Genomic DNA, 8,642 nt, shown 5'->3' on the forward strand with positions numbered 1-8,642 from the left:
AACACCCCCCCCCCCCCCCCGCACTACTACAAACTGGGGGTGGACTGGGGTCTCTCCCCCCCCGGCGGCCCCCCGGCCGGGGGGGGCGCCCGGGGGTCCGCCCGGCCCCCCACCGCCTGTGCGCGGGCCCGTGCGGGTGGGCTACATCACGGCGGCCCGGCGCCGCCCGCGGGCCGCACGGCGCCCGGCCGGCGGGGTGGCGTCGGCGTTCCAGGCGGCGACCGGGTTGCCCAGCCAGCGGGTGGCGCCGGGGACGTTCTCCCCGCGCATCACCAGGGAGGCCGGGCCGACCGTGGTGTCGTCGCCGAGCGAGGAGTTGAGCAGCACGATCGAGTGCGGCCCGGTGGTGGAGCCGGCGCCCAGGTGGACGGGGCCCAGCCGCATCACCCGGTCGTGGAACAGGTGGGTCTGCAGCACGGTGCCGCGGTTGACGCTGGCGCCCGCCCCGACGGTGACCAGGTCGCTCTCGGGCAGCCAGTGGGTCTCGCACCAGGCCCCGCGCCCGATCCTCGCGCCGAGGCTGCGCAGCCACAGGTTGAGGTAGGGGGTGCCGGTCATGGCGCCGCCGCCGAAGGGCATGGCGAGTTCCTCGACGAAGGTGTCGTAGAGCTCGTTGCGCCAGACGAAGGAGGACCACAGCGGGTGCTCGGACACCCGGAAGCGTCCGACCAGCAGCCACTTGGCGAGGGTGGTGAGCGCCAGGGCGGCCACGGCGGCGGCCGCCAGCACCAGGCCGGCCGCGCCGGCGGCGGTGCCCAGCCCGTAGTCGTCGCGGATCGCCTGGAGGGCGGCGAAGACCAGGTCGGCCAGGATCGCGGCGACGACGACCGGCAGCAGCCGGCAGACCTCGACGCCGGCCCGGGCCCACATCAGGCGCTTGGGCGGGTTGTAGGTGCGGTCCTCGCCGCCGGCGGCGGCCACCCGGGGCAGGGCGAAGGCGGGCCGGCCCAGCCAGGAGGAGCCCTCGGGGGCCTGGGCGGGGGTGTCGGAGAGCACGCCGACCAGGGAGTTGTCCGGCAGCGAGCGGCCGGGGCCGACGATGCCGGAGTTGCCGACGAAGGAGCGGCGCCCGACGTGGGAGCGGCCCAGGTGCAGCCAGCCGTCGCGCAGCTCGTAGGGGGCGACGAGGGTGTCGTCGGCGAGGAAGGCGCCGTCGTCGACCCGCATCAGGGCGGGCAGGGCGAGCACGGTGGAGGCCTCCACCCGGCGCCCGACCTTCGCGCCGAGCAGGCGCAGCCACACCGGGGTGAAGAGGCTGGCGTAGAAGGGGAACAGGGTGCGCCGGGCGCCGTCGCTGAGGTGGGAGACCCCCCAGGCGCAGAAGGCGACGCCGCCGGTGGCCGGGTGGAAGCCCGGGCGCAGCGGGAGCGAGAGCAGGCGGATCAGGAGGGCTATCAGTGCGGCGTGGCAGAAGACGGTCAGGACGGCCAGCGGCACGGTCAGCGGCAGCAGCTGGAGCAGGGCGGCGAGCAGGGTGCGGTCGGTGTCGACCAGCGGGTAGACGATGAACAGCGCGGGCAGGGCGGCCAGGACGGGGACGAGGCCGAAGAGGGCGAAGGCGGCGCCGTAGGCCGGGTTCCAGGCGCGGGTGCGCTTGGCGGGGGCGGTGGGCCAGGGGGTGCGGGCCTCGGTGCAGGGGCGGGCCGGGGAGCCGTGCCAGTGCTCGCCGGGCGGGACGGTGGCGGTGACGCAGGAGCCGGGGGCGATCTGGGCGCCGGCGCCGATGCGGGCGCCGGGCATCACGGTGGCGCGGTGGCCGACGGCGGCGCCCTCGCCGATGTCGAGGTGGCCGAGCTGGAGGGTGTCGCCGTCGAGCCACCAGCCGGCGATGTCGACCTCGGGTTCGAGGCTGGCGCCGTTGCCGATCCGGGCCAGGCCGGTGACCGGGGGCGCGGTGTGCAGCTGGACGTCGCGGCCGACGCGGCAGCCGAGCATCCGGGCGTAGCGCACGGCCCAGGGGGTGCCGGAGAGGTTGCCGGTGCCGAACATGGCGGTGTAGCGCTCGGCGGCCCACAGTCGCAGGTGGACGTGGCCGCCGCGGGGGTGGCTGCCGGGGCGGATGCCGGCGGTGATCAGGCGGGCGCCGGCGGCGGCGAGCAGGGTGCGGCCGGGGGCGGTGAAGAAGAGGAGCGCGCCGGCGGCCACGGGCCACCAGGAGCTGTGCGGGGCCCAGGGGATGTCGGTGCCCATGAGGTTGTCGGCGGCGATCAGGACGATCACCCAGCGCAGGCCGGAGAGGCCGAACATGGCGAGCAGCATCAGGGTCTGCCAGAGGCCGGCGCTGCGCGGGGTGGGGCGCACCGGCCTGCGGGGCGGGGCGGTCGCGGCGGATTCCGGCCCGGCCGCGGCCGCCTGGGCCCGCGGGGCCGGGGCGAGGGAGTCGAGGTAGCCGGCGAGGTCGCCGAGTACCGGGTGGGCGTAGAGGTCGGCGACGGAGACGCCGCTGTGGCGGGTGCGCAGTTCGGAGACCAGGCGGGCGGCGGTGAGGCTGGAGCCGCCGAGGGCGAAGAAGTCGTCGGCGTTGCCGGGGGCCATGCCGAGCAGGCGCTCCCACTGGCCGGCGAGCCAGCCGGCGGTGCCGTCCAGGGGCTGGGCGGGGCCGTCGGGGCCGGTGGTGCCGGTGGTGGGCAGCGGCCAGGGCAGGGCGTGGCGGTCGACCTTGCCGGAGGTCTTGGTGGGCAGGGAGTCGACCAGGGCCAGGACGGGCACCAGGGGTTGGGGCAGGCGCTCCAGCAGGTGCTGGCGGGCGGTGGCCAGGTCGGGGGTGGTGCCGGGCTGGGCGACGAGGTAGCCGACCAGCAGGTCGGCGCCGGCGGGGGTCTTGCGGACGGCGGCGGCGGCCGCGCGGATGCCGGGCAGGGCCTGGAGGGCGGCGTCGATCTCGCCGAGTTCGATGCGGCGCCCGCCGAGTTTGATCTGGTCGTCGGCGCGGCCGAGGAAGACCAGGCCCTCGGGGTCGTTGCGGACCAGGTCGCCGCTGCGGTAGACGCGGGGGGAGGCGATCGCGGGGTGCGGGCTGTACTTCTCGGCGTCCTTGGCGGGGTCGAGGTAGCGGGCGGTGCCGATGCCGCTGATCAGCAGTTCGCCGCTCTCGTACCAGGGGACGGGGTGGCCGTTCTGGTCGACGACGGCGATCTCCCAGCCGTCCAGGGGGGCGCCGATGCGCACCGGCTCGCCGGGGAGCATCCGGGCGGCGGTGGCGACGACGGTGGTCTCGGTGGGGCCGTAGGTGTTCCAGAACTCGCGGCCGGGGACGGCCAGGCGCTCGACCAGTTCGGCCGGGCAGGCCTCGCCGCCGACGATGATCAGGCGGACCTGGTCCAGGCACTCCTGGGGCCACAGGGCGAGCAGGGTGGGGACGGTGGAGATCGCGGTGATGCGGCGCTGGACGAGCCAGGGGCCCAGGTCGGTGCCGGCCTTGACCAGGGAGCGGGGGGCGGGGACGAGGCAGGCGCCGTGGCGCCAGGCCAGCCACATCTCCTCGCAGGAGGCGTCGAAGGCCACCGACAGGCCCGCCAGGACGCGGTCCCCGGGGCCCAGCGGCTGGGGGCGCAGGAAGATCCGGGCCTCGGCGTCGACGAAGGCGGCGGCGCTGCGGTGGGTGACGGCCACGCCCTTGGGGCGGCCGGTGGTGCCGGAGGTGAAGATGATCCAGGCGTCGTCGGCGGGGGTGGGCCAGGCGGGGCGGCCCGAGGGGCGGGCGGCGGGGCCGGCGAACAGGCGGCGCTCGGCGCCGACGACGGCGCAGACCCGGGCGTCCTGCCAGATCATCTCGGCGCGCTCGTCGGGGTCGTCGGCGTCCACCGGGACGTAGGCGGCGCCGCAGCGCAGCACGGCGAGGATGGCGACGTACAGGTCGGCGGTGCCGGAGGGGATGCGTACGCCCACCCGGTCGCCGGTGCCGATGCCGTGGCCGGCCAGGACGCCGGCGAGGGCGTCGACCTCCTGCAGCAGGGTTCTGTAGTCGAGGACGGCGTCGCCGGTGTCCAGGGCGGGCGCGTGCGGGTGCGCGTCGGCCGTGGCGGCGATGACGTCGAGGAGGCTTCGGGGGTGGGCGGGCTGGGCCACCGGCCAGCCGGCTGCCTGCCCCGGGTGGGGGCGGTGCAGCGTGACTGGGCCGGACGTGTCATGCCGTGCGTCCATGGGGTGGGTTCCTCGGCTCCGTTTTCCTGGGAGGGCGCGCATTGCCTGCTACGTGCGGTGACCTGGTCGTCGCCTGGTGGGACGCGCCCACTCACCATGACTCCGCTGGGAGTCGGCTGGATGCAGCGAAGGTGCGGTCAAAGAGAATTCTCATCATCGATGCCGTTTCCTCAGGCACCGATACGAATCGAATGTCATTTCGGGGGGTTTCGAGCGTTTTCGATGGTGAAGGCTAATCGGCGGAAACCGGAGGGGCGTGACGACGGAGGGAAGAGTGATGAACACCATGGCGACCGGAACGGTACAGGTAGTGAGGGGTCGGCTACCGAATCGGGGGGTTTCGGACGGATTCTCGACCTGTGCACGTCATTCTCATCTTTGTGTGGGAGGCTGCCGCCGCCCTTTTCCGTGCGGATGTTTCCTGTGAATTCGGTGTGCGCCCGGGCCGCCCGCCCCGGCACCACCGGCCGGGACCGGCTCCTCTGGTACGCGGCGTACGGGTCCAACCTGCACGCCGCCCGCTTCTCCTGCTACCTCTGCGGCGGCCGCCCCGCGGGCGCGGCACGCGCCTGCCCGGGCTGCCGCGACCGGCGCCCGCCGCGCGCCAGCGCGGCCCTGACCCTGCCCGGCACGGTGTACTTCGCCGGGCACTCGGCCACCTGGGGCGGCGGCACCGCCTTCTACGACCCCGCCGGGCCCGGGCGGGTGCCCTGCCGCGCCTACCTCGTCACGGCCGGCCAGTTCGGCGACGTCGCCGCCCAGGAGATACAGCGCACCCCCGCCGCCGACCTCGACCTCACCCGGGTCCTGGCCACCGGGCGCGACCGGCTCGGCCCCGGCCGCTACGAGACCCTCCTGCGCGTGGGCGCGCTCCGGGGGCGCCCGGTGCTCACCCTCACCTCCCCCACCGGCCTGGCCGGCGCCACCCCCACCGCCCCCTCCCCCGCCTACCTGCGCACCCTGGCCGCCGGCCTCGCCGAATCCCACACCTGGGGCCCCTGGCGCACCGCCGGCTACCTCGCCACCCGCCCCGGCGCCGCCGGCCACTGGCCGGTGGCGGCGGTGGCGGCCCTGCTGGACTGAACGGGGGACCGTACCGACAGGGCGCCGGGGCCTCGGGCAGGGGGTCTCAGGCGGTGGGCGGGGCGGGGACCAGGCCGGCGGCGATCAGGCCGGCGAAGACCGCCTGGCCGAGGGCCTGGACGGCGGACTGGGGGCGGACCATCACGGTGAACTCCTTGATCCGGCCCTGCTCGTCGACGTGCACCAGGTCGATGCCGTGGATCTCCTTGCCGCCCACCACCGCCCGGAACAGCAGCACCGCCGAGGGCGCCTCGGTGCCGTCCGCGCTGGTCTGCGCGGCGCCCTCGTACGCGCCGACGTAGCGGAAGTCCTCGAAGGTGCGCAGCAGCACCCCGAAGAGGCCGAGCACCATGGGCTTGCCCTCGAAGGGGCCGAACTTGACCGGGCTGTAGAAGCGGATGTCGTCGGTGAACAGGTCGTCCAGCGCGGCGAGGTCGCGGGCGTCGACGGCGGCGCGCAGGCGCTCGGCGGCGGTGGCAGCGGTGGTGGCGGCGGTCATGGCGGCACTCCCGGGATAGTCATGGATGTGACTAGTCAGATTGATGACTACTACCATGCGGAGCACATCCGGCAACAGGAGGGAGGGCCGACCCGATGGCCCTGCGACACGCCGTGCTGGCCGCCCTGCTGGACGGGGAGACCAGCGGCTACGACCTGGCCAAGGCCTTCGACCTCGGCGTGGCCAACTTCTGGTACGCCCAGCCGCAGCAGCTCTACGCCGAACTGGCCCGGCTGGAACGGGACGGGCTGGTCGCCGGGCGGGAGGTGGCGCAGGAGGGGCGCCCCACCAAGCGGCTGTTCACCGTCACCGCGGCCGGCCTCGCCGAACTGGACGACTTCGCCGCCGCGAGCGCCAAGCCCTCCTTCGTACGCGACGACCTGATGGTCAAGGTCCGCGCCGCCGACCACCTCGACCCCGCCGTGCTCGCCGAACAGCTCGCCGAGCGCGCCGAGTTCGCCCAGGCGAAGATCGACCTGTTCGAGCGGATGCTGCACGGCATGCGCGGCGGGTGGGACGAGGCCCGGTTCCTGCGCGAGGGCGAGCGGATCGGCCCGTACCTGACCTGCCTGCGCGGCCTGGCCTTCGAGCGGGGCAACCGGGACTGGTGCCGGGAGGCGATCGCCGTCCTGGCGCAGCGCAGCCGAACGCCGGGCGGGCGCGGCGCAGTTGAGCGCAGTTGAGCGCAGTTGAGCGGAAGCGCGGTCAGGCGCCGGGTGCCGGGGGGCGGATGCCGAGCCACTGCTCGGCGTCCCAGGCCCGGAAGCGCTCCACCTCGGTGAAGCCCAGTTTCGCCGCGAGCCGCATCGAGGCGGTGTTGGCGCTCTGGGTGGTCAGCACCACCGCCTCGCCGGGCAGCGCGCCGGCGAGCCAGGCCAGTGCCGCCGTGCACGCCTCGGCGGCGTAGCCGCGCCCCCAGGCCCGGGGCAGGAACAGGTAGCCGAGGTCGAGCCGGCCGGTGGCGGCCGGGCGGCGGTGGCCGGTCGCCCGGCGGAGCAGGACCAGGCCGACCATCGCCCCGTCGAGTTCGGCGACGAAGGTCCCGGGCCGGTCCTCGGGCGCCCCGGGCAGCTCGCGCTCCACCTGCGCGCGCGGCCGGGCCCCGCCGAGGTAGGTGTGCACCTCGGGCGAGGAGAACAGGTCGACGAACGCCGCACGGTCGCACTCCCGGCTGCCGCGCAGCACGAGGCGTTCGGTGCGGATCGGCGCGGGCGGCCAGGCCACGGTTCCCAGGTCCAGGTCTTCCATCCGCGCACCCTAGCAATGTGGCCCGCCGGGGGCCGGTCGAGGAAGGAAGCCGCCGTCAGAAGCGGCCCCAGGCCACGAAGGCGGCCAGCAGCAGGTAGAGCGCGTCCACCGCCACCAGCGGGTACTCCCGGCGCCGCAGGCGCACCGCCGCCGCGCCGGCCATCAGCAGCGCCAGGCCGAGCGCGGCCAGCGGCACCAGCACCGGCGCGACGTGCACCAGCGCGGGCAGCACCAGGCCGAGCGCGGCCAGGACTTCGAGGGCGCCGATCGCCCTCACCGCCCCCGCGCCGAAGTCCTCGACCCAGCGGCCGCTGCGCCCGGCGGCGGCGATCCGCTCCTTGGGCACCAGCACCTTGAAGGCGCCGCCGAGCAGGTAGGCGGCGGCCAGCAGGGCGGTGACGGTCCACAGGGCAGTGTTCATGACGCTCGTTCTCCTCGGTACGTTTGTCCGCTGCTGCCCTCTGGGACAGGGCGGCCGGGCGGCCCGTGACAGCCGCCCACGGTGACGCGCGCCACCCCGGGGCCGGGGCGGCGCCGGGGACGGGAGACGGGGTGGCCATGGCGGGAGCGGCGGGAGCGGCGGGCGGCGCGGGCGCGACGGAGGCGGCGGGGTACCGGCCGCTGCTGTTCTCCATCGCCTACGGCATGACGGGTTCGGTGGGCGACGCCGAGGACCTCGTCCAGGACACCTTCCTCAACCTGACCCGCGCCCAGCGGGCGGGCACCACCGTCACCAACCTCAAGGCGTACCTGGCCACTTCGGTCACCCGCCTGGGCATCAACCACCTCGGCTCGGCGCGGGTGCGGCGCGAGTCCTACGTCGGCGAGTGGCTGCCGGAGCCGGTGGTCGCCTTCGCCGAGCGCCCCGGCGACGCCCCCGCCGAGCACGCCGAACTGGCCGACTCGCTGTCGATGGCCCTGCTGCTGATGCTGGAGGCCCTCTCCCCCGTGGAGCGGGCGGTGTTCCTGCTGCGCGAGGCCTTCGGCTACGGCTACCCGGAGGTCGCGGAGCTGACCGGCAAGTCGGAGGCGAACTGCCGTCAGATCCTGGCCCGGGCCCGCAAACGCCTGGCCGCGAGCGACGCGGACACCCCGCTCCCCGCGGCCCGGCGCGCGGAGGGCGACGAACTGGCGCGCCGCTTCTTCGCGGCGGCCGCCGGCGGGGACCTGACCGAGCTGCTGGACCTGCTCGCCCCCGACGTGGTCTTCCACGGCGACGGCGGCGGCAAGGCCCAGGCGGTCGGAAAGTCGGTCGCCGGCCGCGAGCGCGTCGCCCAGCTGCTCGCCTTCGGCTTCGGCCGCGGCCGCGAACTCGGCATCACCCTGCACCCGGCGATGGTCAACGGCCGCCCGGGCGCGGTCTCCTACGACCCGCGGGGGCGCGTGGCCGCCGTCCTGGAGCTGGACATCGCCGACGGCGCGATCCGGGCGCTGCACTCCGTGTCCAACCCCGACAAGCTCGGCCACCTGGGCGAGGTCTCCGACATCGGGCTGCGACGGGTGCGGGAGCGGTAGGCATACGAATCCCGTTCGGGTGAACCACCCCGCCCCGGCGCAGCATTGGGGCCGGCCGGGGTAACCCGTCACCGGGAGTGGGGGGGGGGCGGGCCCGGGGGGGGGGGGGCGCCGACCCCCCCCCCCCCCCCCCCCCCCCCCCACCCCCCCCCAC

Annotated in this window: 7 protein-coding genes; 3 read left to right on the plus strand and 4 right to left on the minus strand. The window is 75.6% G+C overall.

Annotated features, from left to right (window positions below; translation table 11 throughout):
- Positions 1-141: 141 nt before the first annotated feature.
- The gene (locus ACFC1T_RS36350) at positions 142-4,143 is read right to left on the minus strand and encodes a Pls/PosA family non-ribosomal peptide synthetase (protein WP_375896487.1); all 4,002 of its coding nucleotides are present in this window, start codon (positions 4,141-4,143) and stop codon (positions 142-144) included.
- Positions 4,144-4,566: 423 nt separating this feature from the next.
- Between ACFC1T_RS36350 and ACFC1T_RS36355 the strand changes: the two genes are divergently transcribed.
- Entirely contained in the window at positions 4,567-5,226 is a 660-nt protein-coding gene (locus ACFC1T_RS36355) for a histone deacetylase (protein ID WP_375896490.1), read from the plus strand.
- 46 nt (positions 5,227-5,272) lie between these two features.
- Here the strand turns inward: ACFC1T_RS36355 and ACFC1T_RS36360 are convergent, their stop codons facing one another.
- Entirely contained in the window at positions 5,273-5,725 is a 453-nt protein-coding gene (locus tag ACFC1T_RS36360; RefSeq protein ID WP_375896493.1) for a nuclear transport factor 2 family protein, read from the minus strand.
- A gap of 95 nt (positions 5,726-5,820) precedes the next feature.
- On the opposite strand from ACFC1T_RS36360, the gene ACFC1T_RS36365 reads away from it, so the two are divergent.
- Positions 5,821-6,408, plus strand: a complete 588-nt coding sequence (locus tag ACFC1T_RS36365) for a PadR family transcriptional regulator (RefSeq protein ID WP_375896496.1) — start codon at positions 5,821-5,823, stop codon at positions 6,406-6,408.
- 22 nt (positions 6,409-6,430) lie between these two features.
- On the opposite strand, the gene ACFC1T_RS36370 is transcribed toward ACFC1T_RS36365, so the two are convergent.
- Together ACFC1T_RS36370 and ACFC1T_RS36375 are read right to left on the minus strand one after the other, a co-directional pair.
- Positions 6,431-6,973, minus strand: a complete 543-nt coding sequence (locus tag ACFC1T_RS36370) for a GNAT family N-acetyltransferase (RefSeq protein WP_375896499.1) — start codon at positions 6,971-6,973, stop codon at positions 6,431-6,433.
- Between the two features lie 55 nt (positions 6,974-7,028).
- A complete protein-coding gene (locus ACFC1T_RS36375; RefSeq protein WP_375896502.1) occupies positions 7,029-7,394 on the minus strand; it encodes a DoxX family protein in 366 nt (121 codons plus the stop codon).
- A 137-nt stretch (positions 7,395-7,531) separates the two neighbouring features.
- Between ACFC1T_RS36375 and sigJ the strand changes: the two genes are divergently transcribed.
- Positions 7,532-8,488: an RNA polymerase sigma factor SigJ gene (sigJ, locus tag ACFC1T_RS36380; RefSeq protein ID WP_375896550.1), complete on the plus strand. Its 957-nt coding sequence runs from the start codon at positions 7,532-7,534 to the stop codon at positions 8,486-8,488.
- Positions 8,489-8,642: the final 154 nt, after the last annotated feature.

This window comes from Kitasatospora sp. NPDC056076, assembly GCF_042266305.1.
Taxonomy (GTDB): domain Bacteria; phylum Actinomycetota; class Actinomycetes; order Streptomycetales; family Streptomycetaceae; genus Kitasatospora.

What these genes read in the sequence shown, in the direction of transcription:
- ACFC1T_RS36350 (WP_375896487.1), bottom strand. Translation starts at nt 4,143, where the DNA reads ATGGACGCACGGCATGACACGTCCGGCCCAGTCACGCTGCACCGCCCC.
- ACFC1T_RS36360 (WP_375896493.1), bottom strand. Translation starts at nt 5,725, where the DNA reads ATGACCGCCGCCACCACCGCTGCCACCGCCGCCGAGCGCCTGCGCGCC.
- ACFC1T_RS36375 (WP_375896502.1), bottom strand. Translation starts at nt 7,394, where the DNA reads ATGAACACTGCCCTGTGGACCGTCACCGCCCTGCTGGCCGCCGCCTAC.
- ACFC1T_RS36365 (WP_375896496.1), top strand. Translation starts at nt 5,821, where the DNA reads ATGGCCCTGCGACACGCCGTGCTGGCCGCCCTGCTGGACGGGGAGACC.
- ACFC1T_RS36370 (WP_375896499.1), bottom strand. Translation starts at nt 6,973, where the DNA reads ATGGAAGACCTGGACCTGGGAACCGTGGCCTGGCCGCCCGCGCCGATC.
- sigJ (WP_375896550.1), top strand. Translation starts at nt 7,532, where the DNA reads ATGGCGGGAGCGGCGGGAGCGGCGGGCGGCGCGGGCGCGACGGAGGCG.